General features: G+C 64.4%; 26 protein-coding genes. 15 read left to right on the top strand and 11 right to left on the bottom strand.

Features of this window, described 5'->3' with window-relative positions:
• Positions 1-204: 204 nt before the first annotated feature.
• On the bottom strand, positions 205-2874 hold the full coding sequence (acnA, locus tag FHT02_RS15445) for an aconitate hydratase AcnA (RefSeq protein WP_184089550.1): 2670 nt from the start codon (positions 2872-2874) through the stop codon (positions 205-207).
• Positions 2875-3178: 304 nt separating this feature from the next.
• Here acnA and FHT02_RS15440 point away from each other — a divergent pair, with 304 nt between their 5' ends.
• From FHT02_RS15440 to FHT02_RS15420, 5 genes are all read left to right on the top strand, one after another.
• Positions 3179-4441, top strand: coding sequence for an AAA family ATPase (locus tag FHT02_RS15440; protein WP_184089547.1), 1263 nt, complete (start codon positions 3179-3181; stop codon positions 4439-4441).
• On the top strand, positions 4434-5036 hold the full coding sequence (locus FHT02_RS15435) for an RloB family protein (protein WP_184089543.1): 603 nt from the start codon (positions 4434-4436) through the stop codon (positions 5034-5036). Before FHT02_RS15440 ends, FHT02_RS15435 begins: the two co-directional genes overlap by 8 nt.
• Before the next feature lie 74 nt (positions 5037-5110).
• A complete protein-coding gene (locus FHT02_RS15430) occupies positions 5111-5521 on the top strand; it encodes an endonuclease domain-containing protein (protein ID WP_343056968.1) in 411 nt (136 codons plus the stop codon).
• Positions 5522-5815: 294 nt separating this feature from the next.
• Complete coding sequence (locus tag FHT02_RS15425) at positions 5816-6442, top strand: hypothetical protein (protein WP_184089540.1); 627 nt, start codon at positions 5816-5818, stop codon at positions 6440-6442.
• Between the two features lie 96 nt (positions 6443-6538).
• Positions 6539-7075, top strand: a complete 537-nt coding sequence (locus FHT02_RS15420; RefSeq protein WP_246352433.1) for a superoxide dismutase family protein — start codon at positions 6539-6541, stop codon at positions 7073-7075.
• A 7-nt stretch (positions 7076-7082) separates the two neighbouring features.
• Here the strand turns inward: FHT02_RS15420 and thpR are convergent, their stop codons facing one another.
• Entirely contained in the window at positions 7083-7619 is a 537-nt protein-coding gene (gene thpR, locus FHT02_RS15415; RefSeq protein WP_184089537.1) for an RNA 2',3'-cyclic phosphodiesterase, read from the bottom strand.
• A gap of 119 nt (positions 7620-7738) precedes the next feature.
• Between thpR and FHT02_RS15410 the strand changes: the two genes are divergently transcribed.
• The 4 genes from FHT02_RS15410 to FHT02_RS15395 all read left to right on the top strand — a co-directional run bounded on the left by FHT02_RS15410 (position 7739) and on the right by FHT02_RS15395 (position 11568).
• On the top strand, positions 7739-8506 hold the full coding sequence (locus FHT02_RS15410; protein ID WP_184089534.1) for a Bax inhibitor-1/YccA family protein: 768 nt from the start codon (positions 7739-7741) through the stop codon (positions 8504-8506).
• A 141-nt stretch (positions 8507-8647) separates the two neighbouring features.
• A complete protein-coding gene (locus tag FHT02_RS15405; protein WP_184089531.1) occupies positions 8648-9004 on the top strand; it encodes a hypothetical protein in 357 nt (118 codons plus the stop codon).
• Between the two features lie 4 nt (positions 9005-9008).
• Entirely contained in the window at positions 9009-9959 is a 951-nt protein-coding gene (locus FHT02_RS15400) for a cation diffusion facilitator family transporter (protein WP_184089528.1), read from the top strand.
• A gap of 238 nt (positions 9960-10197) precedes the next feature.
• Complete coding sequence (locus FHT02_RS15395; RefSeq protein WP_343056967.1) at positions 10198-11568, top strand: 50S ribosomal protein L11 methyltransferase; 1371 nt, start codon at positions 10198-10200, stop codon at positions 11566-11568.
• A gap of 84 nt (positions 11569-11652) precedes the next feature.
• Here the strand turns inward: FHT02_RS15395 and FHT02_RS15390 are convergent, their stop codons facing one another.
• Positions 11653-12522 carry a LysR family transcriptional regulator gene (locus FHT02_RS15390; RefSeq protein ID WP_184089525.1) on the bottom strand — a complete coding sequence of 290 codons (870 nt, stop codon included), beginning with the start codon at positions 12520-12522 and terminating at the stop codon, positions 11653-11655.
• A gap of 162 nt (positions 12523-12684) precedes the next feature.
• On the opposite strand from FHT02_RS15390, the gene blaOXA reads away from it, so the two are divergent.
• Entirely contained in the window at positions 12685-13524 is an 840-nt protein-coding gene (gene blaOXA / locus FHT02_RS15385) for a class D beta-lactamase (protein ID WP_184089522.1), read from the top strand.
• Here the strand turns inward: blaOXA and FHT02_RS15380 are convergent.
• The 8 genes from FHT02_RS15380 to FHT02_RS15350 form a co-directional block, all read right to left on the bottom strand.
• Complete coding sequence (locus FHT02_RS15380) at positions 13513-13677, bottom strand: hypothetical protein (RefSeq protein ID WP_184089519.1); 165 nt, start codon at positions 13675-13677, stop codon at positions 13513-13515. The genes blaOXA and FHT02_RS15380 overlap by 12 nt on opposite strands.
• Before the next feature lie 76 nt (positions 13678-13753).
• On the bottom strand, positions 13754-13960 hold the full coding sequence (locus tag FHT02_RS15375) for a hypothetical protein (RefSeq protein ID WP_343056966.1): 207 nt from the start codon (positions 13958-13960) through the stop codon (positions 13754-13756).
• A gap of 95 nt (positions 13961-14055) precedes the next feature.
• Entirely contained in the window at positions 14056-15363 is a 1308-nt protein-coding gene (locus FHT02_RS15370) for an amidohydrolase (RefSeq protein WP_184089584.1), read from the bottom strand.
• Between the two features lie 177 nt (positions 15364-15540).
• Positions 15541-15669, bottom strand: a complete 129-nt coding sequence (locus FHT02_RS21945; protein ID WP_281393238.1) for a hypothetical protein — start codon at positions 15667-15669, stop codon at positions 15541-15543.
• Between the two features lie 40 nt (positions 15670-15709).
• The gene (locus FHT02_RS15365) at positions 15710-15928 is read right to left on the bottom strand and encodes a hypothetical protein (protein WP_184089516.1); all 219 of its coding nucleotides are present in this window, start codon (positions 15926-15928) and stop codon (positions 15710-15712) included.
• Between the two features lie 89 nt (positions 15929-16017).
• Positions 16018-16224, bottom strand: coding sequence for a cold-shock protein (locus FHT02_RS15360; protein ID WP_184089513.1), 207 nt, complete (start codon positions 16222-16224; stop codon positions 16018-16020).
• Positions 16225-16622: 398 nt separating this feature from the next.
• Positions 16623-17258, bottom strand: coding sequence for a DUF4893 domain-containing protein (locus FHT02_RS15355; RefSeq protein WP_184089510.1), 636 nt, complete (start codon positions 17256-17258; stop codon positions 16623-16625).
• A gap of 11 nt (positions 17259-17269) precedes the next feature.
• A complete protein-coding gene (locus FHT02_RS15350) occupies positions 17270-18055 on the bottom strand; it encodes a 3-hydroxybutyrate dehydrogenase (RefSeq protein WP_184089507.1) in 786 nt (261 codons plus the stop codon).
• Between the two features lie 109 nt (positions 18056-18164).
• On the opposite strand from FHT02_RS15350, the gene ypfJ reads away from it, so the two are divergent.
• The 5 genes from ypfJ (at position 18165) to gloB (ending at position 22020) form a co-directional block, all read left to right on the top strand.
• Complete coding sequence (ypfJ, locus tag FHT02_RS15345; RefSeq protein ID WP_184089504.1) at positions 18165-19058, top strand: KPN_02809 family neutral zinc metallopeptidase; 894 nt, start codon at positions 18165-18167, stop codon at positions 19056-19058.
• Between the two features lie 122 nt (positions 19059-19180).
• The gene (locus FHT02_RS15340) at positions 19181-19933 is read left to right on the top strand and encodes an alpha/beta hydrolase (protein WP_184089501.1); all 753 of its coding nucleotides are present in this window, start codon (positions 19181-19183) and stop codon (positions 19931-19933) included.
• The gene (locus FHT02_RS15335) at positions 19909-20646 is read left to right on the top strand and encodes a tetratricopeptide repeat protein (RefSeq protein ID WP_184089498.1); all 738 of its coding nucleotides are present in this window, start codon (positions 19909-19911) and stop codon (positions 20644-20646) included. Before FHT02_RS15340 ends, FHT02_RS15335 begins: the two co-directional genes overlap by 25 nt.
• Positions 20647-20830: 184 nt before the next feature.
• A complete protein-coding gene (locus FHT02_RS15330; RefSeq protein ID WP_184089495.1) occupies positions 20831-21286 on the top strand; it encodes a VOC family protein in 456 nt (151 codons plus the stop codon).
• Between the two features lie 5 nt (positions 21287-21291).
• Positions 21292-22020 (top strand): hydroxyacylglutathione hydrolase, encoded by a 729-nt coding sequence (gloB, locus tag FHT02_RS15325; RefSeq protein ID WP_184089492.1) that lies wholly within the window; start codon positions 21292-21294, stop codon positions 22018-22020.
• Positions 22021-22049 lie beyond the last annotated feature (29 nt).

Below are 22049 nucleotides of genomic sequence, written 5' to 3'. Positions count from 1 at the left end.
CATCATCGCGTCCTCCTGATGCAGGACGCCAATGATTCAGACTTTCACCGCCTTGGGAATCTCCTTCGTGAGTCAACCTCAACGCAAGCTGGTATTACCTGAAAGCGCCTTCGTCACAAATCGCCTCGACCGCCGTTGAAGCTGAAACGAAAAAAAGCCGCGGTGGATGCCACCGCGACCTTTTCTGTTCGGCTTCGCGCTCGCTTACGCGGCGAGCTTGCGGAGAACGTAGTGGAGGATGCCGCCGTTGAGGAAATATTCCAGCTCGTTGACGGTGTCGATCCGGCAGCGGGTCTGGAAGGTCTCGGTCGTGCCGTCGGCGCGCGTGAGGGTTACTTCCACGTCCTGACGGGGGCGCAGGGTCGCCACGCCCGTGATCGTGAAGCTCTCCGACCCGTCGAGCCGCAGCGTCTGCCGCGTCACGCCTTCGGCGAACTGGAGCGGGAGGACGCCCATGCCGACCAGGTTCGAGCGGTGGATGCGCTCGAAGCTTTCGGTGATGACCGCACGGACGCCGAGCAGGTTGGTGCCCTTTGCCGCCCAGTCGCGCGACGAGCCGGTGCCATATTCCTTGCCGGCGACGACGACGAGCGGGGTGCCGTCGGATTTGTGGCGCATCGCGGCGTCGTAGATCGGCATGACCTGATCGCCGTAACGAGTCATGCCGCCTTCGATTCCGGGGACCATTTCGTTCTTGATGCGGATGTTGGCGAAGGTGCCGCGGACCATCACTTCATCATTGCCGCGGCGGGCGCCGTAGCTGTTGAAGTCCTTCCTGCTAACCTGATGTTCCTGAAGGAAACTTCCGGCCGGGCTATCCGCCTTGATCGATCCGGCGGGCGAGATGTGATCGGTGGTGATCGAATCCCCCAGGATCGCCAGCGGCTTGGCGTCGACGATGTCCTGCACCGGTGAAGGCGTCATCGTAAGCCCTTCGAAATAGGGCGGATTGTGGATGTAGGTCGAGCTCACCGGCCAGGAATAGGTGTCCGAACCGGTCACGGTGATGCCCTGCCAGTGACGGTCGCCGAGATACACGTTGCCGTAGCGCGCGCGGAACATCTCGTCGTCGATGTTGGCAGTGATGAGGCCCTGGACCTCTTCGTTGGTGGGCCAGATGTCCTTGAGGAACACCGGACCGTCCGTGCCTTCACCGATCGGCGTCTCGTACATGTCCTGCGTCACCGTGCCCTTGAGCGCATAAGCGACGACCAGCGGCGGCGAGGCGAGGAAGTTGGCGCGCACGTCGGGCGACACGCGGCCTTCGAAGTTGCGGTTGCCTGACAGGACCGACGCCGCGACGATGTCGTTGGCGTTGATCGCCGCCGAAATCGGCTCGGCCAGCGGCCCGGAATTGCCGATGCAGGTGGTGCAGCCATAGCCGACCAGGTTGAAGCCGATCGCGTCGAGATCCTCGCTCAGCCCGGCCTTGTTCAGATAATCGGTCACGACCTGCGAGCCCGGCGCGAGCGAAGTCTTCACCCAGGGCTTGCGGGTGAGGCCGAGCGCACGCGCCTTGCGCGCCACCAGGCCCGCGGCGATCAGCACCGAGGGGTTGGACGTGTTGGTGCACGAAGTGATCGCGGCGATCACCACGTCGCCGTCGCGGATGCCGTGATCGGTACCCTCGACCGCGGCCTCGGCGGCGCGGTCCTTCTTGTACACCTTGGTCAGGTCGCCGTTGAAGACCTCGTCCACGCTGTCGAGGCTGACCCGGTCCTGCGGACGCTTGGGGCCGGCGAGCGACGGGCGCACGCTGCTCATGTCGAGCTCAAGCGTGTCGGTGAAGATCGGCTCGGGGCTGTCCACGTCGTGCCACATGCCCTGCGCCTTGGCATAGGCCTCGACCAGCGCGATCGTCTCGTCCGGACGGCCGGTGAGACGCATGTAATCCATGGTCTTCTCGTCGATCGGGAAGAAGCCGCAGGTCGCGCCATATTCGGGCGCCATGTTGGCGATGGTCGCGCGATCGGCGAGCGTCATCGCGTGGAGGCCGGGGCCGTAGAATTCGACGAAGCGCCCGACCACGCCCTTGGCGCGCAGCATCTGGGTGACGGTGAGCACCAGATCGGTTGCGGTGATGCCTTCGCCCAGCGCGCCGGTCAGCTTGAAGCCGACGACTTCGGGGATGAGCATCGAGACCGGCTGGCCGAGCATCGCGGCTTCGGCCTCGATGCCGCCCACGCCCCAGCCAAGCACGCCGAGACCGTTGACCATGGTGGTGTGGCTGTCAGTGCCGACCAGCGTGTCGGGATAGGCGATCGTCGCGCCGTCGGGCGCCTGCGACGACCAGACCGACTGCGAGATATATTCCAGGTTCACCTGGTGGCAGATGCCGGTGCCCGGGGGCACGACCTTGAAATTGTCGAGCGCCTTGGAGCCCCACTTCAGGAACTCATAGCGTTCGTTGTTGCGCTGATATTCCAGCTCCACATTCTCTTCGAACGCCTTGGGCGTGCCGAATTCGTCGACCATCACCGAGTGATCGATGACGAGGTGGACGGGCACCTGCGGATTGATCTTGGCCGGGTTGCCGCCAAGCTTGGTGATCGCGTCGCGCATCGCGGCCAGATCGACCACGCAGGGCACGCCGGTGAAATCCTGCATCAGCACGCGGGCGGGGCGATACTGGATCTCGCGGTTGGAGCGCGCGTCCTTCTGCCAATCGACCAGCGCCTGGGCATCGTCCTTGGTGACGGTGACGCCGTCTTCGAAGCGAAGCATGTTTTCCAGCAGCACCTTCATCGAGAAGGGCAGGCGGGAAATGTCACCCAGCTTCGCCGCGGCCTTGGGCAGCGAATAGAAGGCATAGGTCTTGCCAGAGACATCCAGCGTATCGCGGATGCCGAGCGTGTCGTTGCCGATGGCGGTCATGGGGCTACGGGTTCCTTCCAAATCGTTCCGGCAAGGAACGCCTGGGGTCCGCAGAAGGGGCCGCGCGGGCGCGCCGGATGGCATGTGAATACGAAGATTCGGGAGGGCCTTAGCGCGGCTTGGGGTGCGGGGGAAGGGGAGGGTATCGATCGAGAGAGATGTCTTCATCTCTTCATAAATTAGGCGTGGTGTGTGGCTCAATAGTCCGCCCTTGTGCAGGGTCGTTGCACCAACGCAGTTTAAGCGCTCTCGCAGGCTCGTTTCGTTCGCGGTAGAAAATTATAAATCGTTCAGGGAGCCCGCCGTGCTGAGCCTACTAGCGCGTAAGGCTGATAAGACACTGCCTGGTGCTCTGATTGGCAGTGAGCGCGGCCTCCCAGCTAAAGACAAGGTGCTTCCAGCAACCGCAATCTACGGTGCGAACGCGTCCGGTAAGACGAACTTCATCCTGGGTTTAGCGTACATGCAGCGAGCAGTAGCTGACTCTCAGGCGAAGTGGAAATCTGGAGCGGGAACTCGTATCGACAAGAATACGTCCTCTGAAAAAGAATATGGGTTCTTCGAAGTCCTGATATATTTGGATGGCGTTAAGTACAGATACGGATTTAGAGCGAGTTCATTCTTCTTTGAAGAAGAGTGGCTCTACAGCTACCCTTTAGGTAGAGAGCAAATGTTGTTTGTTCGCAAGTCTCAAAGAGATGATGAGGTGGTGGAAACTACTTTAGAGACTGGTCCTAAAGTCTCAGGAGAAAAGCGTGACCATGAATCATCTCTACGGAGAACTAGAGAGAACAGCTTATTTTTGTCATCAGCCGCTCAGGACAATCAGCCGGAGTGTATCGCGATTCAGCGGTGGTTTAGTACTAAGCTCATTACTAGTATAAAGCTCAACGTCTCATCACTGGATGAGACGTTTACGTCTGCGCTTGCATACAATTGTCCTAATTTCAAAGATTTGTTAGTTCCGCTTCTTCGTGCGGCTGATCCATGCATCAAGGATATCGTTGTTCAACGCGAGGGCGATCAGTCCGGTGAGGACTCGGATCAATTTTCCAGAGAGAACGTTCAAAAACACAAGGTTAAATTTGTAATTTCGGGCAGTAATGGTGACGTGGAGATGCCATTTGAAAAGCAGTCACGTGGTATAAAGAGGCTTTACACGATTTCTGCGGGTTTAATTACGGCCCTCAAGTTTGGAAGAATTTATGTAGTTGATGAGCTAGAGACCAGTATGCATCCCCATGTCGCTAGTCAACTGCTTGCATTGTTTCAAAACAGGTCTTCTAATCCAAAAGGTGCTCAGTTAATATTCACAACACATGAAACTAGGCTTCTAAATCTTCATCACCTACGAAGAGATCAAGTTTGGTTCTGCGAAAGATCCAATAGTGGTGAGTCGACGTTATTTTCTCTTCTAGAGTTTTCTCCGCGGAAAGACGAGAACTTTGAAGTAGGCTATCTTGGAGGCCGATACGGCGCTGTCCCTGTTGCGGGTATTGATCCATCTTGGCTGAGAGCGATTAACGACGATAATCTTACGATTACCTCGGAAACGCTCGATGGCTAAGAGCGTAGGAGTGAACCCCAAGAGGACCGCTGGAGGACGGACGGCGCGGGATTATACTATTGTAATAGCTTACGATGGAGAGTTGACTGAAGACGAGTATTTCCGTGGCTGGAAACTACTGATTCCTCCTAGCCGCCTTAACCTAGAGCACACCTATGTTCGTAGCGGCGGAAACGTTCTTGATGCTGTAGAAAATGCGATCAAGAAGAAAAAGAAGTACAGGAACTTTGCTGAGTTCTGGTGTGTGTGTGACGTAGACGACACCGATGATGAGGTGCTTGCTCAAGCACGTAATTTGGCAAATTCTAACGAGATAAAGCTATGTACATCTAATAGATGTTTCGAGATCTGGATAGCTTTGCATTTCAGATTTTCGGACCGCCATGTCGGCAGCGAGAGAGAGGCTATAGATATGGTCAAAGAATATCATGCTCAATATGGCGATCCATATAAAACTATGCCTTTTCATATTTTGTATGATCTTACCGACAATGCAATAGCAAATGCGAGGCGGCTAGAGCGCGGCGGTTCTGTATCTCCATCTACCAGGGTCCACAATCTTGTGAGGAAGCTAAAGCAGAACTGTTCTGAGTGATAAAGGTGTGCCGTTGTATTGATTTGTAGAATGCCAGTGCCGCGGCGCTTCGCCGTGCGATCAGCCCGCCGGAGGTGCTGTTGTGGCAGGCGCTACGCAATCGGCCTGGGGGCATGCGCTTCCGGCACCAGCACCCGGCGCGGCCTTACATCCTGGATTTCTTCTGCCCGAGGCGCCGATTGACGATCGAGGTGGATGGCGCGGCGCATGCGTGCGGCGATCGGCCCGAACGGGATGCTTGGCTTCGAGCGCATCGGGTCCATGTGCTTCGGATACCGGCTTCCGAAGTGCTTTCCGATCTGGAGGGCATGATGCGCACATCATCGATTTCGCTTGTGGCGACTACCCCTCCACCGGCGTCACCGGTCCTCAGTGACAGGATGAGCATGCCCCGCATGTCCAAGGATCGTCCGGAGGACGATCCGACCTGTCACTCCCTCCGGAGGAGGATTGAAGGTCTTCCGGGAGCCTGCTTGACTGCGTAACGTTCCTGCTGACGAGGCGAGCGCTGGGGTTGCGGTTGCGGGGGTGGCCGGAGTTCAAGGCTTGGCGGCGCTCGGCCCCGGGGCCCGTTCCTGGCGGGTGATCGGTGGGTTTGTGGGCCTTCTGCTTCCTATCGGTTCGCGGCGGGGCTTCGTGCCCCTCTCCCTCCCGTCGCTTTGCGAATGGGCCCTCCCTCTCCCCGGGGGAGAGGGGTTTGAGGCGTTCTCTTTCTGTTCTTGCGTTGTAGGATTTGGGGGCATAGCTGGATGGCTCCTTTTGGCAGTGGGAGCGAGTCGGTGGGACAGGAGAAGAAGACGCAGGGCGTGGCGCGCGAGCATCGGGTGCGCAGCGATGGGTGGACGCCGCTGCGGCAGCGGGCGTTTCTGCGGGCGCTGACCGAGATGGGCTGCGTGTCGGACGCGTGCAAGAAGGTGCAGGTTTCGACCACTTCGGCCTATCGGCTGCGGGCCAAGTCGGCGGAGTTCGCCGCGGCCTGGGCCAAGGCGCAGAAGAAGGGGTGGGCGGTGCTGGAAGAGGCGGCGTACACCCGGGCGGTCGAGGGCTGGGACGGGGTCGTCGAGAAGGGTGGCGAAGTCGTGTCGCGCAAGCGGCGCTATTCGGACTCGCTGCTGCGGCTGCTGGTGCAGCGCGGCGACCTGCAAAGCGGCTTTGGCGGCATGACCCAGGAAGAGAAGATCTCGGCGGCGCACCGCGCGGCGGAAGCGGCGGGCGGGCAGTTCTGGACCGTGGAGGCCGATCGGGGCGCGGGCGAGCGGCTGGAGAAGAAGCTGATGGAAATGGCGGAGCGGCTGGACGCGGGAACGATCCCGTGCCCGAACCATCATCCCTGCCCGACATGCGACGGGGCCGGGCGGATCGATGATCCGGCGCTGCGCGGGGGCGGAGGCGGCACGACGCATTGAGCGTGCGGTGCGCTGCAGGCCCGGGCGCCCAAGGGGGCTTGGAACGCGGCGCGGGGCGGTCCATTACCGTGCGGCAATCACGTTGGGGAGTTGGTTATGGTGCGCATTGGGCTGATGGTGGCGCTGGCCGCGAGTGCGGCAGGCATGGGCGGCTGTGCGACGACCGAGCAGAATGCACGCTACATGGCCGGGCATTTCCGCGCGCAGGCCGACCTGCGCAACGCCGCGGGCGAGCAGGTGGGCACCGCGCTGGCCGAGGAAGTCGACGGCGCGATCCGCGTGATGGTGGAAGCGCGCGGGCTGCCGGCCGGGCCGCACGGCACCCATGTGCATACCACCGGCAAGTGCGAGGGGCCGGACTTCACCAGCGCCGGGCCGCACTGGAACCCCACCACGCACCAGCATGGCAAGGAGAACCCCCAGGGGCCGCATGCCGGCGACATGCCTAATCTGAGCGTAGGCGCGGACGGCGCGGACCGCACGATCTTCACGCTGCCCGCCGGCACCTTCGCGCAGCTGATGGACGAGGATGGCGCGGCGCTGGTGATCCATGCCGGCGCCGACGACTACAAGACCGATCCGTCGGGCAATTCGGGCGGGCGCATCGCCTGTGGCGTGTTCCAGAGCGTGTGAGGCGGGCTCAGCCGCGCAGGGGGTAGCGCTCCACCGCCTCATAGCTGGCGGCGTCGCGGCCGAGATGGCTTTCGAACAGGATGAGGTGGTCGAGCGCGAAGGGGGCGCTCGACAGCGCGGCGTGGGTGCGCAGGAAATCGTCGGTGAGGGCGGCGCCGGGCTTCATGCGGGCGAGCGTGATGTGCGGGCGATAGGCGCGGCGCTCGGGCGGGACGCCGCAGCGGACCAGCGCCTGATCGACCTTGCGGTGAAGATCGGCGAGCGCGCCATGCGGGGTGAGCCCGGCCCAGAGCGTATGGGCGCGGCCGCGCGTGTCGAACTGGCCGACGCCCGATAGCGACACTTCGAGCAGGGCGGCGTGGAGGCTGGCCAGGGCGGTGGCGATGTCCTCGGCCACCGGACGCTCGACCGCGCCGATGAAGCGCAGGGTGACATGGAGCTGCTCGTCGCTCTGCCAGCGGGCGCCGGGCACGCCGCCCATCAGATCGAGCAGCAGCGCGCGAATGGCCGGGGGCGGCCGCAGAGCGACGAATAAGCGATGCATGGCAGCAACATTAACTCACAAAGCCAGCCGTCGGCTCCCAAGCGGTTTCGCTTGAAATGGGCCGTTTCCCGTCCGATATTCACCGGCAACCGGCAAACGCCGGTGCAAAGGAGTTTAGAATGGCTAATTGGTCGGATCCCCGGACCGGCGCCGCGCCGTTTGCGACCGCAGGTGCACGCACCGAAGCGCGCGACGCGGGGCTGCGGTCCTACATGCTGTCTGTGTACAACTACATGCTTTCGGGCGTGCTGCTGACGGGCATCGTCGCGCTTGCGTTCGGCAAGGTCGAGGCGCTGCAGCGGCTGCTGTTCCAAGTGCAGATCTCCGAACGCGGCGCGAGCATGGCGCCGACGCTGCTCGGCTGGGTCGTGATGCTGTCGCCGCTGGCGATCGTGTTCGCGATGAGCTTTGGCCAGAACCGCATGTCCGAAGGCACGATGAAGGCGCTGTTCTTCGCTTATGCCGGGCTGATGGGTGCGTCGATCTCGACGATCTTCGTAGCCTATACCGACATGTCGATCGCGCAGGTGTTCTTCGCCACCGCGGCGGGCTTCGCGGGCCTGAGCTTCTATGGCTACACCACCAAGAAGGATCTGTCGGCGTTCGGCACCTTCCTGATCATGGGCCTGATCGGCCTGATCGTGGCGTCGATCGTCAACCTGTTCCTGCAATCGGGCACGATGAGCCTGATCATCAGCGCGATCGGCGTGCTGATCTTTGCAGGCCTGACCGCGTACGACACGCAGAAGATCAAGAGCATGTACGCCTATGTCGGCGGCACCGACATGCAGGGCAAGGCCGTGATCATGGGCGCGCTGACGCTCTATCTCGACTTCATCAACATGTTCCTGTTCCTGCTGCGCCTGTTCGGCAGCTCGCGCGACTAAGCCGCGCGCGACAGGATCGAAAAGCTGCGGCCCGGCGGGGAAACCTGCCGGGCCGTTTCTTTTGCGTCCGGGGCATGTCCGCCCCGGGAACGCGGGAGCCGGACGGATCGTTACAGGGTGGCAACGCTCAGGAGAGTGACAATGAATTCGAACCCGAACGAACCGGCCCCCCTTGAGTCCGCGATGGACAAGATGTCGGTAGCGCCGGGCCCGGAGAGCGACACCAGCCGCAAGGGCCCTGTCGGCTCGGCGGATGCCGGCACCGACAAGTCGATCACCGAACGGCTGGAGCGCAACCCCCAGAGCAAGGACGCCCGGCTGGACCGCGCGCTCGACGAGTCGATGGACGCGTCGGATCCCCCCGCCTCGACCCAGCCGATCCACAACCAGGAACCGCCCGAAAGCTCGGGCTATGACCCCAAGGCCGAGAAGAAGCTGACCGCCAAGAACGAGCCGGGCGTGGTGGGCAAGGTGCTGTCTAAGATCGGCCTCGGCTAAGCCAGTGGGCGCGCCGACAGCGTCGCGCTGGCGCGCCAACATCGTTCTGTACGCGGCCTTTGCCGCCAATGTCGGGATCGCCGTCGCCAAGTTCGTGGCGGCGGCGTTCACCGGCTCTTCCTCCATGCTGACCGAAGGCGTGCACAGCCTGGTCGACAGCGGCAACCAGCTGCTGTTGCTCTATGGCAAGCACCGCGCGACGCGAGCCCCCGACGCCGTGCATCCGTTCGGCTATGGCCGCGAACTCTATTTCTGGGCGTTCGTCGTCGCGATCCTGATCTTCGGATTGGGCGCGGGCGTATCGATCTATGAAGGCTGGAAGCACATCCAGGATCCCGAGCCGCTGCAAGACCCGCTGATCAACTATGCCGTGCTGGGGGTGGCGGTGCTGCTGGAAGGCACGTCCTGGGCAATCGCCGTGCGTGAGTTCCGCCAAGCCAAGGGCGAGCATGGCTGGTGGCAGGCGGTGCGCATATCGAAGGACCCCGCGACCTTCATCGTGTTGTTCGAGGATAGCGCGGCGCTGCTCGGCCTTGCGGTGGCGGGGGCCGGTATATGGGCGAGCCACGCCTGGAGCGATCCGCGTATCGACGGCGCTGCGTCGATCGCGATCGGCCTGATCCTCGCCTGCGTGGCGGCGCTGCTGGCGCGCGAGGCGAAGGGGCTGCTGATCGGCGAGCGTGCCAATCCGGAACTGGTGCAGCAGATCCGGGCGATGCTGGAAGCCGAGCCGCAGATCACGGCGGTGAACCACGTCCGGACCATCCACACCGCGCCCGACAGCGTGTTCGTGGCGATCAGCGCCGACTTCGAAGACACGCTGGCAATGGGTGAGGCCGAGACACTGATCGAGACGATCGAGCGGCGGTTGCGCGCCACGCTGCCACAATTATCGTCCATCTATATCCGGCCGGAGAAGCGCGAGGATGCGGCGCCGACCGTCGCCGCGGGTTAGGGAAGAGACGGCCATGAACGTGCGCTTCGGATTGGAAGCGATGCGACCGCTGATTCAAGGGGCGCAACAGGCACTGCACGGCGGGATGGGCATAGCGATCGTAGCGCCACGCCGACGCATATGCTTGCCGGCACGATGTTGGGCCAGCGAACAAGCTACGCGGAGGCTATCGCTGGCCGCGGCGATTGGCATATCGAGGACGACGCGCCTCGATATGCCATAGCGTAAGGACAATCACGTGAACGACCTGGGTTCTCCCGACCGCCTGACCGAGACACGCGCGGCGCTCGCCGAAGCGATGGCTCTGCACGAGCAGGGGGATCTAGAAGGTGCGGAATTGGGCTATCGCAGCGTGCTGGCGCAGGGATATCGCGCGGCGGAGGTGCTGCCGTTGCTGGCCGGCCTGCTGGGGCGGCTTTCGCGCCCCGAAGATGCGCTCGCGGCTTGGGACCAGCTTCTCGCGATCGAACCGGATCACAAGGTGGCGCTGCATGAGCAGGGGCTGACGCTGCATTGGCTGGGCCGCACCGCAGAGGCGATCGCCACCCTTGAGCGCGCCTGCGCGATCGACCCCGACAATCCGATCGCGATCGGCAATCTGGCCGTTGTGCTGGCAGATGCCGGCCGAAACCTGGAGGCGATCCGCTATTTCCGCCGCGCGCTCGCGCTTCAACCCGACAATCTCCACCTGCGCCATCAGGTTCGGCGGCTCGGCTCCGGATCGGTGCCCTTCTGGCACATCCCGATGATGAACGACGCGCCGCGCAACGATGCGTTCGAGGCCGCCATAAAGGCCGCTATCGGCGCCGCCGGGCCCGAGGCGCGCGTGCTCGATATCGGTGCGGGCAGCGGCCTGTTGTCGCTGATGGCCGCGCGTGCCGGGGCACAAAAGGTGGTGGCGTGCGAAATGGAGCCGATGATCGCCGAGATGGCGCAACAGATCGTCGTCCAAAACGGCTATGGCGACCGCATCAAGGTGCATGCCAAGTCTTCGACCGAACTGGCGGTCGGCGCAGAACTCGATGCGCCCGCCGACATTCTGGTCTCGGAAATCCTGTCGAGCGATCTGCTGACCGAAAAAGTGCTCGATACGTTCGAGGACGCGCATCGCCGCCTGCTTGCGCCCGACGCCGTCGTCATACCGCGTGCGGCAAGCGCGATCGGCTGCCTGGTGGCAAGCCAAAACCTGGCGGACTATGCCTTTGTCGGCGACGTTTCGGGATTCGATCTTTCGGCCTTCACTGCCTTTGCCCCGCAACGCCTGCCGATCCACGGAACGATGACCGCCTGGGACCGCCTCTCAGAGGATCTCGAACTGGTTCGCCTGGATCTGACGCAGAAGAAGCATGACGCAACGCTTGCCCGGTTGTGCATACCGGTGACGGCAAGCGGGCGCGCCATCGGCATCGTCCAGTGGATGCACATCGACCTGTGGCAAGGCGTCTCGTTCGACAATCACCCCGACCGCTACACCGATGGCGGCTGGCTCCAGGTGCTGCACAGCTTTCCCGAACCGATCGAGGTGGTGGCTGGTGAGACGCTGGATATCGCCGTCGGTCACGATCGGATCACGCTGATCCTGTTGCCGCTTACCGAGTCACGGCCATAGCGTTGCACGGGCATCCTTCGGCGGTGCCTTCGCTAGCTATGGCCGGGCACCCCGTCTTTATGATCACGGGCTTGCCCGTAGCGCTCAGGGCGTCGCTGCGGCGATGATCCAGTCGCGGAACGCGGCCATGGCCGGTGTGGGGCTGCGGGACTTGAGCCAGGTCAGCCAGTAGCGGCCAGTGGTGAGCTGGTGCGGGAAGGGCTGTGTGAGCCGGCCTTCCTCCAGGTGGCGGAAAAGCATGGCGGGCGGGGCGAGGGCAACGCCCAGGCCCTGCGCCGCCGCTTCGGCCATGGTGAGCGAACTGTCGAATACCGCCCCCTTGAGCGGCGGCGCGGACACGCCCGCGCCTGCGAACCAGCGCGGCCATTCGTCGGCGCGGTAGGAGCGGAGCAGCGGCAGCGCGTGCAGATCGGTGGGCGTGCGCAAGCGATCGGCCAGAGCCGGCGTGCAGAGCGGGGTAAGGGGCGCTTCCATCAGCGGCACGCTTTCGGTCGCGTGCCAGGCGCCGTCCCCGAAGCGGACCGCAAGGTCCAGGCCCTCGCCCGCGAGATCGACACGATTGTTGTTGGTGAACAACCGCACGTCGATGCGCGGATGTGCCGCGTGGAATTCACCCAGGCGCGGGAGCAGCCAGCCGGTGGCAAAGGTGCCGACCATGGCCACCGACAGGAGTTGGGTAGCGGCGCCGCTCGCGATGTTTTCGACCAGCTGCGCGATGCGATCGAAGCTGTCGCCGAGCGCTGGGAGAAGGGCCACGCCCTCGTCGGTGAGCGCAAGGCCCCGGGGCAGGCGGGTGAACAGCCGCACGCCGAGGCGGGTTTCCAACCCCTTCACCTGATGGCTGACCGCGGCCTGGGTGACGCATAGTTCGATCGCGGCGCGCGTGAAGGACAAGTGACGCGCCGATGCTTCGAAGGCGCGCAACGCATTCAGCGGCAAATGGTGGCGTACCATGGCTTAAGCATAAGAAAAGCTAATGGCTCACGCCAGCTTTGATCCTTTGTGCTGGGGTGCGGCGGGGGAGAGAAAAGGGAGCCGGCGGAGCGCTGGTGGCACCTCGATCCTCCCGGCGACGTAGAGGCGATGAAGGTGTGATCCTGGTTCGGAGAACAGCTTATGGACAGACGACAATTCGCCGGCACCTTGCTTGGCATCGGCGCCGCGTTGGCGCTGCCCCGATCGGCATCGGCATCGGCATCGGCATCGGCATCGGCGGCTCCGGACGCGGTGCGCGCAGTGGTGGTGCAGGATTGGGCGTCGGGCCGCGTGCTGCACCGTGCCGGGCCCTGTGCGGCGCGCCTGTCGCCTTGTTCAAGCTTCAAGGTTCCCTTGGCGCTGATGGGCTTTGACGCCGGCGTGCTCCACGACGCGCATCATCCCGCCTGGGACTATGATCCCAAGCGCCATCAGGCGAGCCGCGCGGTCGACAAGCAGCGCACCGATCCCACGCAATGGGAAGCCAATTCGGTGGTGTGGTTCTCACAGCAGCTTACCCGCCGATTGGGCGAGGCCAAGTTCAAGGCCTATGTCGACCGCTTCGGCTATGGCAATCGCGACGTGCGCGGCAATCCCGGCAAGCATGACGGGCTGACGCAATCGTGGCTGACCTCGTCGCTGGCGATCTCGCCCGACGAACAGGTGGCGTTCCTGCGCCGCATGCTGGCGCATCAGTTGGTGTCGCCGCGGGCACACGCGCTGACCGAAGCGATCGTGCCGATGTTTGTCGGAGCCGATAGCTGGCGCGTGCGAGGCAAGACCGGTAGCGGTTCATTGGAGGCGAGCGTTCCCGGCGCTGCGCGGCCGGCACTTGGCTGGTTCGTCGGCTGGGCGGAGAAAGCGGGGCGGCGCGTGCTGTTCGCCGCCGCAGGAACCGGTGCCGCCATTCCGACGGGACTTGCCGGTGGCCCGGTAACCCGCGACGCATTCCTGGCGCAGATCGGGAGGCTAGCGGGGTAAAGGCGTCTGCGCCGGGACGTTCGACGCGGCGATGCGCTGTTCGTAATGCGCGGCCATGTCGAGATGCGCCTGGCGCGCAGCCGAATTGGGCTGGCGCATGGCCAGTTCGCGCTCACGATCGGCGCGGACTTGGTAATAATGAAGTTCGTCCATGGGATGTCCCCCTGCCCTGGACGAACGAAGCTGCCAGAAAACTGGTGAAGATCAAGCGGATACCGCTTGCTCTACATTAGGCTGCAGGCATTTCACCCTCTTCGGGCCGGCCACGGCGCAAGCCTGTCGTGGCATCGGCTTCATCAATTGCCCGCAGCAAATCCTCAAACTTCTGGTCATCGGAGACCGGAAAGCAGCGCCTGAAGCCGCTTCCCAATCGTTCCAGGTCACGGTTGGTCAGCAGACCAACGGCGACGATCCGGTCCTGGGCCAATACTTCCACTCCGGCGAAAAATCATATTGGCGTTCCAACGTGAGTTAACCGGGTTTGTGCCAACCGTTACGCTTTGTTGCCGTGAAATGACGCTTTGGTGCGGTTCAGCGCTTGAGGATGTCGAGCGCGGCGGCGGTCATCGCTTCGGTTGCGGTGCCGACCACGGCCTGGGCATCGGGCGCCCAATAAGCGCTGTGGAGCGAGGGGAGCGGCGCCTTGCCCGCCTTGGCCGCGTCCCATTTGGCCTGGGGCACGCCGCCGACCCAGAAGATCGTGCTTTGGATCGTTTGATCGGCGAGCCAGAAGCGGCTGAAATCCTCGCCCCCCATCACCGCGGGGGTGGCGGCGACGCGATCCTTGCCGAAGCGGCTGGTGAAAAGCTGGGTAAGGCGGCCCGAGAGCGGCTGGGTGTTGAAGGTCGACGGCGTGGATTCGTCCTTCACCTTCACCACCGGCATGCGGTCTTCGGGCATGCCCGCGGCGATCGCCTCCCCCTTGGCGATGCGGGCGATGCCGTCGAGCAGCAGCTTTCGGACTTCGGGCGTGAACGAGCGCACGGTGAGCTGCATCGCCACTTCGCTGCCGATGATGTTGTGCTTCGACCCGCCATGGATCGAGCCGACGGTGACGACGGCGGACTGCTGCGGGTCGACTTCGCGCGACACCAGCGTTTGAAGTGCGCCGACAATGCGCGCGGCTAGGACGACCGGGTCCTTGGTGGTCTGCGGATAGGCGCCGTGGCCGCCGACGCCCTTCACCAGGATGTCGACCGAGTCCACAGCGGCGAGCGCATAGCCGGGAGTGACGCCGATCTGGCCGGCGAGCTGGCTGGCGCTGTCGTGGAAGGCGATGGCGAATTGGGGCTTGGGGAAGCGCGTGTAGAGCCCATCCTCCAGCATCATCCGCGCGCCCATGCCGCGTTCCTCGGCAGGCTGGGCGATCATCACCAGCGTGCCCTTCCACTGGCTCTTCATCGCCGCCAGGTTGCGCAGCGTGCCGATCCAACTCGCCATGTGCGTGTCATGGCCGCAGGCGTGCATCACGCCGGTTTCCTGGCCCTCTTCAGTGGTGGCGTGGACCTTGGAGGCGAAGGGAAGGCCGGTATCCTCGATCACAGGCAGCCCGTCCATGTCGGCGCGAATCATGAGGACGGGGCCGGGTCCGTTCCTGAGCACCGCGACGACGCCGGTGCCGCCGACCTTTCCGGTGACCTCGAACCCAGCTTTGCGCGCCTCGGCAGCGAGCTTGGCGGCGGACTTTACTTCGTGGAGGCTGAGTTCGGGATTGGCGTGGAAGTCGCGGTAGAAGGTCATCAGCTCCGGGAGCGCCTTTTGCGTCGCGTCGTGGACCGGGTCGGCGGCGGCCGGCAGGGCGAGCGTGGCAGTGGCCGCGAGAAGAAGCGCGCGAAGCATGATGGGTCCCCCGAATTTGTTGCGGAGGAGTGTTGCGGGTGCCACGCGGAGTGTCAAATGGGCTTCCGCAGCGCGGTCAAACAAGCGCGCGTTCAGGCGCCGCTGGAACTGCCGCCGCTGGATCGCTCCAACCTCTGTCGGCGCCAGCGGCGGGCATTCTACTTCAAAGAACCTCGCTCAGTTCTTCGAGCCGGCGGTTTCGGTCGGCTTGCCTTTGGTCGAAGGATTGGAGGCGTTCAGCTTCGGTGGCTTTTCAGCCTTGGGCTTACGCACTTCCTTGTTCGACTTCTTTTGACTCTTGGCCATGCGCGTTCCTTGTCAAAGATGGTGTCGGAAGGACGGGGCGTTACAACTGCCCCATGCGCGTGGGCGTGCGCGTGACCTGGCCGGAGATTATCTTGGTGCGATAGGCGGCGGCCATGATCGCAGTGTCTGCGGCGTTGTTCATGACCACCCGGGTTCCACCCGAGGGCAGCGTCTCAATGGCGCTGATCGCAACCTTGCGTTTGGCGCAGGCAGCGATGACGTGATCTTGCGGGGCGTTGATGTTGATCGCTCTGGACATGGGATCTCCGTTCACGCGAGCACGGGGGTGCTCGCAAGTCTACGTCTGGGAAGCGGGACAGAGGGCAGTCGGCCCCCTGTCCGGCACATTCAAGCAGCCTGGAGATTGACTGCCGAGGTCTTGCCGCGGCGATCGGTTTCCAGTTCGTACGAGACGCGCTGATCCTTATCGAGCGACTGCATGCCTGCACGCTCGACAGCCGAGATGTGCACAAAGGCGTCGCCGCCGCCGGTTTCCGGCGCGATGAAGCCATAGCCCTTGGTGGCGTCGAAGAATTTCACGGTTCCGGTGATCATATGGGTATCCTTTGTCCCGCAGGATGAGCGCGCCAACAGCGGCGCACTCGGCTTCGGTGTGGCTAGAAAAGGACAAAGGGAGGAGCCAAGGCGGCCCAATATCCGTCGCACGCGACGTCAGCCACACCCATATAGGGGATTCAGCGCCAAATAGAAGGGCGTTCTTCGGATCCCCTGGAGCAGCCGATATACGCAATCCGTAGACGGAGAACTATTCCAGTGCGTCGGCGAACAACTTGCCGAATAGAGGCAGTTCCTAGCGCAGGAATTATGCGCGTCGATTTCGATTGTTGGCGTGGCCGTCCGCTCACGACGCGGTGAGTGACCTGTCGGTCGCTTGGAAACTGCCCGCTGGCGCGCGACCGAAGCCGGTGAAGCGCAATCGAACGCGGAATGCCTCACCCGGCTGGAACCAACTCCACTACGTCGAGCAGCGACTCGAAGCGGGGGTACGGTAGAACCAGGCGCCAGCGGCGGTCGCCGATCCGCTCCACATAGCCGATGATGTCGCGATTCGCGTCGACGCCGTAGCGTAGCGGCGAGGTCTCGTCGCCCAGCACCAGGGTGCCAAGGAACACGGCGCGTGTATCGCCATCGGTGAAGAGCAGGCCGGTGGGGCGCTGCGAACCGGTAGCCTTGTGCAGGCTTTTCACTTCGCCTTCGTCGCCGACGCGGCATTCGAACCAGGGATAGGCAGTGAAATCGCGCATCGCGGTGCCCTGGCCGCCGAGCTTGAAGGTGCGGCAGCGATACTTGCCCTGGGGCGGGAGCGCGCCGGGAAGGGCGCGATCGGGATCGAACAGCAGCGGCTCGGCCGCGATCGCCTTGCGGTCCGCGGCACGCGCTTTGGGCAGCGCCTGCTCCCAGGCGCGACGCCAGTGGCGCAGGCGTTCGCGGTCGGCGGGGGTGGCGAGTGTTTGCCAGGCGACGCCGGTCGGAAGGCGAGGCGAGGTCGCCTCGCGATAGACGCTGCACCCGGTCAGGCCGAGGCCCAAAGCTGCTGCCGGCACCATCCATTTGATCGCCCGAGGCATTGCGCGTCCCTTCATGCCGCGGTCCAGCCGCCGTCCATCGAGTAATTGGCGCCGGTGACCGCCGCGGCTTCGTCCCTGCACAGGAATAGCGCGAGCGCGGCGACTTGTTCCGGCGTGACGAACTGCTTGGTGGGCTGCGCGGCGAGCAGGACGTCGTTCATCACCTGCTCGCGAGTAAGGCCGCGCGCCTGCATCGTGTCGGGGATCTGGTTCTCGACCAGCGGCGTCCAGACATAGCCGGGCGAAATGCAGTTCACGGTGATGCCATGCTGCGCGACTTCGAGGGCGAGCGTTTTGGTGAGGCCGGCGATGCCGTGCTTGGCGGCGACATAGGCCGACTTGTTGGGACTGGCGACGAGGCTGTGAGCCGAGGCGGTGGTGAGGATGCGCCCCCAGCCGCGGCGCTTCATGCCAGGGACTACGGCGCGCATCAGGTGGAAGGTCGAAGACAGGTTGATCGCGATGATCGCATCCCATTTTTCGACTGGGAATTCCTCGACCGGGGCTACGTGCTGGATGCCCGCATTGGAAATGGCGATCTCGACGCCGCCGAACTCGGCCTCCGCATGCGCGACCATCGCCGCGATCTGATCGGGGCGCGTCATGTCGGCGGGATCATAGAGCGCGCGTGCGCCGCTGGCCGTCTCAAGCTCGGCGCGTGCCTGTTCGATCGCGTCGGCATCGCCGAAGCCGTTGATCAGGACATTGGCGCCTTCGGTCGCCAGCGCCTTGGCATAGGCAAGCCCGATGCCCGAGGTGGAGCCAGTGACGATGGCGGACTTGCCTTGGAGAAACATACGAACCCGCTCTTGCTGTTTGGGACAGGGTCTAGGCCGATCCTTGCGCTCCGTGCAACGCTTCGCTGGCTGGGGCATTGTTGCGGTCAGCCAACGAGAGGGAATGCCGATGCGGCTCGACGATCTGGATCCTACCGGTAACGCGCGCGACCTGGGATCGGGCGGCGGCGGTGGTGGCGGCTTCGGGCTGCTCGGTTTCCTGCCGCTGCTGCTTGGGCGCGGCATGGGCTGCGGCGGCATCGGTATCGTGCTGGTGATCGGGTTGCTCTACCTTGCGATGAGCGGCGGCGGCGGGCTGCTGGGCGGTGGCGGCGGCGGCACGCAGGGCCGTTCGCCGACGTCCGGGCAGCAGGGCGCGTCGGTGTGCCAGGCCTCGCCCGAGCGGCTCGAGGCGTGCCGGGTGATGACCAGCGCCGACCAGACCTGGGCGCAGATCTTCCAGTCTTCGGGCCAGACCTATCGCCCGGCGACGATCAACTTCTTCACCGGCGGCGCGCAGACCGGCTGCGGCGCGGCGACCTCGGCCGTGGGACCGTTCTATTGCCCGAGCGACGATGGCGTGTATCTCGACACCGCGTTCTTCGATGAGCTGGAAAGCCGCTTCGGCGCCAAGGGCGACTTTGCGCGCATCTATGTGATCGCGCACGAGATGGGCCACCATATCCAGGATCTGCTCGGCACGTCGGGCGAAGTATCGCAGGCGCAGGCGCGCGCGTCGAAGAGCGAGGGTAACCGGCTGTCGGTGCAGCTCGAATTGCAGGCGGATTGCTTCGCGGGCGTTTGGGCGGCGCGTAACCGCAGCCGGCTGGAGCCGGGCGATATCGAGGAAGGCATGACCGCGGCGAACGCGATCGGCGACGACACGCTGCAAAAGCAGGGGCAGGGCCAGGTGGTGCCGGACAGCTTCACCCATGGCACGTCGGCGCAGCGGATGCAGTGGCTGAAGCGCGGGTTGGAGACGGGCGATCCAGCGCAGTGCAATACGTTCGAGGCGGTACGGTAAATAAATCCTCCTCCCGCCAGGGGGAGGTGGCGCCGAAGGCGTCGGAGGGGGAGGTAAGCAATACGCTCCCCTTAGGCTTCCTCCCCCTTGCGGGGGAGGAGCAGGGGCGTACACCCGTCGCCATGACCGACATGCTGCAAACGCCCGGACGCCCGGGGCTCGCTTATCACCATAGCCCCGGCACCGGGCCGACGATCGTGTTTCTGTGCGGCTATGCGTCCGACATGAACGGGACCAAGGCGCTGGCGCTGGAGACCTGGGCGCGAGGCCAGGGGCGGGCGTTCCTGCGCTTCGATTACGCCGGGTGCGGCGAAAGCGAAGGCGCGTTCGAAGACCAGACCCTGGCCGACTGGCGCGACGATGCGCTGCGGGTGATCGACGGCGTAGTTCAAGGACCGGTGGTGCTGGTCGGATCGTCGATGGGCGGCTGGGTGATGCTGCTGGTCGCCAAAGCGCGCGCCGAGCAGGTGCAGGGCATGGTCGGCATCGCGGCGGCGCCCGACTTCACCGACTGGGGGTTCACCGAGGCGCAGAAGATGCGGATGCTCCAGGACGGGCGGTTGGAGGAGCCTTCGCTGTATTCGGATGCGGCGACGGTGACGACGCGCGGCTTCTGGGCGTCGGGCGAGGCTAATCGCGTGATGATCGGGCCGATCGCGTTTGACGGGCCGGTGCGGCTGCTACAAGGGCAGCGCGATGCCGAGGTTCCGTGGGAGCGCGCGCCCGCGCTGGCGGCGCTGATCCGTTCAGACGCGGTGCAGACGGTGCTGGTCAAGGACGGCGATCACCGGCTCTCACGCGAAGGCGACATCGCATTGATCCTTCACGCCGTTCAGGATGTGCTTGCCCTATGTTCTTCTCCCTCCTCCTTCTGAGCGCGCAGGCGGCCGGTGGGGCCGCTGCCGAGCCGCCGCGCTATTCGGCGTGCATGGATCTGGCGAGCAGCGACCCTGCTGCGGGGGTGCTGAACGCGTCGCGCTGGCGAGTCGATGGCGGCGGTATGCTGGCGCGGCAGTGCCTGGGCGTGGCGTATGCCAACCAGCAGAAATGGGCGGCAGCGGCGGCGGCGTTCGAGGAGGCCGCGCACGAGGCGGAGACGGCGAAGGACGCGCGCGCGGCGAATTATTGGGCGCAATCGGGCAATGCCTGGCTGGCGGCAGGCGACGCGGTCAAGGCGCAGCGGGCGCTCGACGCCGCGTTGGCGGGCGGCGAACTGATCGGGCTGGCGCTGGGCGAGGCGCATCTCGACCGGGCACGGGCGCTGGTAGCGGCAAGCGACCTGGAGGGTGCGCGCGAGGACATCGACAAAGCGCTGGTCGACGCCAAGGACGATCCGCTGGCGTGGCTGCTGTCGGCAACGCTGGCGCGGCGGCAAGGCGACCTGCCACGCGCGCACCGCGACATTGCCGAGGCGCTGAAGCGCGCCGGGAACGACGCGTCGGTGCAGCTGGAGGCGGGGAACATCGCCGCAGCGGAGCGCGATGAGGCGGGTGCCCGGGCGGCATGGGGCCGCGCGGCCGAGCTGGGGCAGGATGGGCCGGTGGCCGCCGCGGCGCGCAAGGCGTTGGCGCAGTTCTCGACGGACTAAATCCTTCCCGGAACGGGGCGGACCAGCGAAGCTGGTGGAGAAGGATTGCGCGGGCGAGCCGCTCGCGGAGAGCCCCCACCGCCACCAGCTGGCGCCGGCGGTCCCCCTCCCCGTGCCGGGAGGATTTGGGTTGCTCCCGGCTTCGGCGCTCCTATCTCGGCCCCACAATCATTACGGAGCCTCCATGCGCTATCTCCACACCATGATCCGCGTCAGCGACCCCGACGCTACGATCGCGTTCTTCAATCTGCTGGGGTTGAAGGAAGTGCGGCGAATGGAGAACCAGGCCGGGCGCTTCACGCTGATCTTCCTGGCGACCGAGGCCGACATGAATGCGCCTGGCGAGCGCGCCAAAGCCGAGGTCGAGTTGACTTATAACTGGCCCGCCGAGGACGGCAGCGCTCCCGAAACCTATACGGGTGGCCGGAATTTCGGGCACCTGGCCTATTATGTCGATGACATCTACGCGACGTGCCAGCGGCTGCAGGATGGCGGCGTGACGATCAACCGCCCTCCACGCGACGGCAACATGGCGTTCGTGAAGACGCCGGACGGTATCTCGATCGAACTGCTTCAGGACGGCCCGGCATTGCCGCCCGCCGAACCCTGGGCGTCGATGCCGAACACCGGCACCTGGTAAGCGCGATGCTGGAGATCGTCCGCATCCCCGTGCTCAGCGACAATTATGTCTGGCTGGTCCATGACGATGTTTCTGATGAGACGATGGTCGTAGACCCGGGCGAGGCTGTGCCGGTGCTTGCCGAAGCGCAGCGGCGCGGCTGGAGGATTTCGGCGATCTGGAACACGCATTGGCATCCCGACCACACGGGGGGCAATGCCGAGATCAAGGCCGCGACCGGCGCGCGCGTGATCGCACCGGCAGCCGAGGCGGCCAAGATCCCGACGGCGGACCGGCTGGTGCGGGAGGGGGACGTCGTGCGTGTGGGCGCGCATGCGGCGACGGTGCTGGAGGTGCCGGGGCATACCGCCGGGCACATCGCCTTCCACTTCAGCGACGACGCGGTGATCTTCACGGGAGACACGTTGTTCGCAATGGGCAGCGGCAGGCTGTTCGAAGGAACGGCGGCGGAGATGTTCGGCAACATGGCAAGGCTCAAGCGGCTGCCGCCCGAGACGATGGTGTACTGCGCCCACGAATATACGCAGTCGAACGGTCGCTATGCGTTGGTGGCCGAGCCGGACAACCAAGTGATCGCCAAGCGCATGATCGACGTCGATCGATCACGCGCGGCCGGGGAGCCGACGGTGCCGACGACGATCGCGCTGGAATTGGCCACCAATCCGTTCCTGCGTGCGGGGTCGTCGGAAATCTTTGCGGAGCGGCGCGCGGCCAAGGATGCTTTTCGCGGCTGAAGGGTTGTAGCGGGTGGGGGCTGACAAAG

Origin of the sequence: Sphingomonas xinjiangensis (genome assembly GCF_014199255.1) — a bacterium.
Classification (GTDB): Bacteria; Pseudomonadota; Alphaproteobacteria; order Sphingomonadales; family Sphingomonadaceae; genus Sphingomonas; species Sphingomonas xinjiangensis.
This window is presented reverse-complemented; position numbering and strand designations above follow the sequence as displayed.

What these genes read in the sequence shown, in the direction of transcription:
- acnA (WP_184089550.1), bottom strand. Translation starts at nt 2,874, where the DNA reads ATGACCGCCATCGGCAACGACACGCTCGGCATCCGCGATACGCTGGAT.
- FHT02_RS15435 (WP_184089543.1), top strand. Translation starts at nt 4,434, where the DNA reads ATGGCTAAGAGCGTAGGAGTGAACCCCAAGAGGACCGCTGGAGGACGG.
- FHT02_RS15420 (WP_246352433.1), top strand. Translation starts at nt 6,539, where the DNA reads ATGGTGCGCATTGGGCTGATGGTGGCGCTGGCCGCGAGTGCGGCAGGC.
- thpR (WP_184089537.1), bottom strand. Translation starts at nt 7,619, where the DNA reads ATGCATCGCTTATTCGTCGCTCTGCGGCCGCCCCCGGCCATTCGCGCG.
- FHT02_RS15410 (WP_184089534.1), top strand. Translation starts at nt 7,739, where the DNA reads ATGGCTAATTGGTCGGATCCCCGGACCGGCGCCGCGCCGTTTGCGACC.
- FHT02_RS15405 (WP_184089531.1), top strand. Translation starts at nt 8,648, where the DNA reads ATGAATTCGAACCCGAACGAACCGGCCCCCCTTGAGTCCGCGATGGAC.
- FHT02_RS15390 (WP_184089525.1), bottom strand. Translation starts at nt 12,522, where the DNA reads ATGGTACGCCACCATTTGCCGCTGAATGCGTTGCGCGCCTTCGAAGCA.
- blaOXA (WP_184089522.1), top strand. Translation starts at nt 12,685, where the DNA reads ATGGACAGACGACAATTCGCCGGCACCTTGCTTGGCATCGGCGCCGCG.
- FHT02_RS15380 (WP_184089519.1), bottom strand. Translation starts at nt 13,677, where the DNA reads ATGGACGAACTTCATTATTACCAAGTCCGCGCCGATCGTGAGCGCGAA.
- FHT02_RS15370 (WP_184089584.1), bottom strand. Translation starts at nt 15,363, where the DNA reads ATGCTTCGCGCGCTTCTTCTCGCGGCCACTGCCACGCTCGCCCTGCCG.
- FHT02_RS21945 (WP_281393238.1), bottom strand. Translation starts at nt 15,669, where the DNA reads ATGGCCAAGAGTCAAAAGAAGTCGAACAAGGAAGTGCGTAAGCCCAAG.
- FHT02_RS15365 (WP_184089516.1), bottom strand. Translation starts at nt 15,928, where the DNA reads ATGTCCAGAGCGATCAACATCAACGCCCCGCAAGATCACGTCATCGCT.
- FHT02_RS15360 (WP_184089513.1), bottom strand. Translation starts at nt 16,224, where the DNA reads ATGATCACCGGAACCGTGAAATTCTTCGACGCCACCAAGGGCTATGGC.
- FHT02_RS15355 (WP_184089510.1), bottom strand. Translation starts at nt 17,258, where the DNA reads ATGCCTCGGGCGATCAAATGGATGGTGCCGGCAGCAGCTTTGGGCCTC.
- FHT02_RS15350 (WP_184089507.1), bottom strand. Translation starts at nt 18,055, where the DNA reads ATGTTTCTCCAAGGCAAGTCCGCCATCGTCACTGGCTCCACCTCGGGC.
- ypfJ (WP_184089504.1), top strand. Translation starts at nt 18,165, where the DNA reads ATGCGGCTCGACGATCTGGATCCTACCGGTAACGCGCGCGACCTGGGA.
- FHT02_RS15340 (WP_184089501.1), top strand. Translation starts at nt 19,181, where the DNA reads ATGACCGACATGCTGCAAACGCCCGGACGCCCGGGGCTCGCTTATCAC.
- FHT02_RS15335 (WP_184089498.1), top strand. Translation starts at nt 19,909, where the DNA reads ATGTTCTTCTCCCTCCTCCTTCTGAGCGCGCAGGCGGCCGGTGGGGCC.
- FHT02_RS15330 (WP_184089495.1), top strand. Translation starts at nt 20,831, where the DNA reads ATGCGCTATCTCCACACCATGATCCGCGTCAGCGACCCCGACGCTACG.
- gloB (WP_184089492.1), top strand. Translation starts at nt 21,292, where the DNA reads ATGCTGGAGATCGTCCGCATCCCCGTGCTCAGCGACAATTATGTCTGG.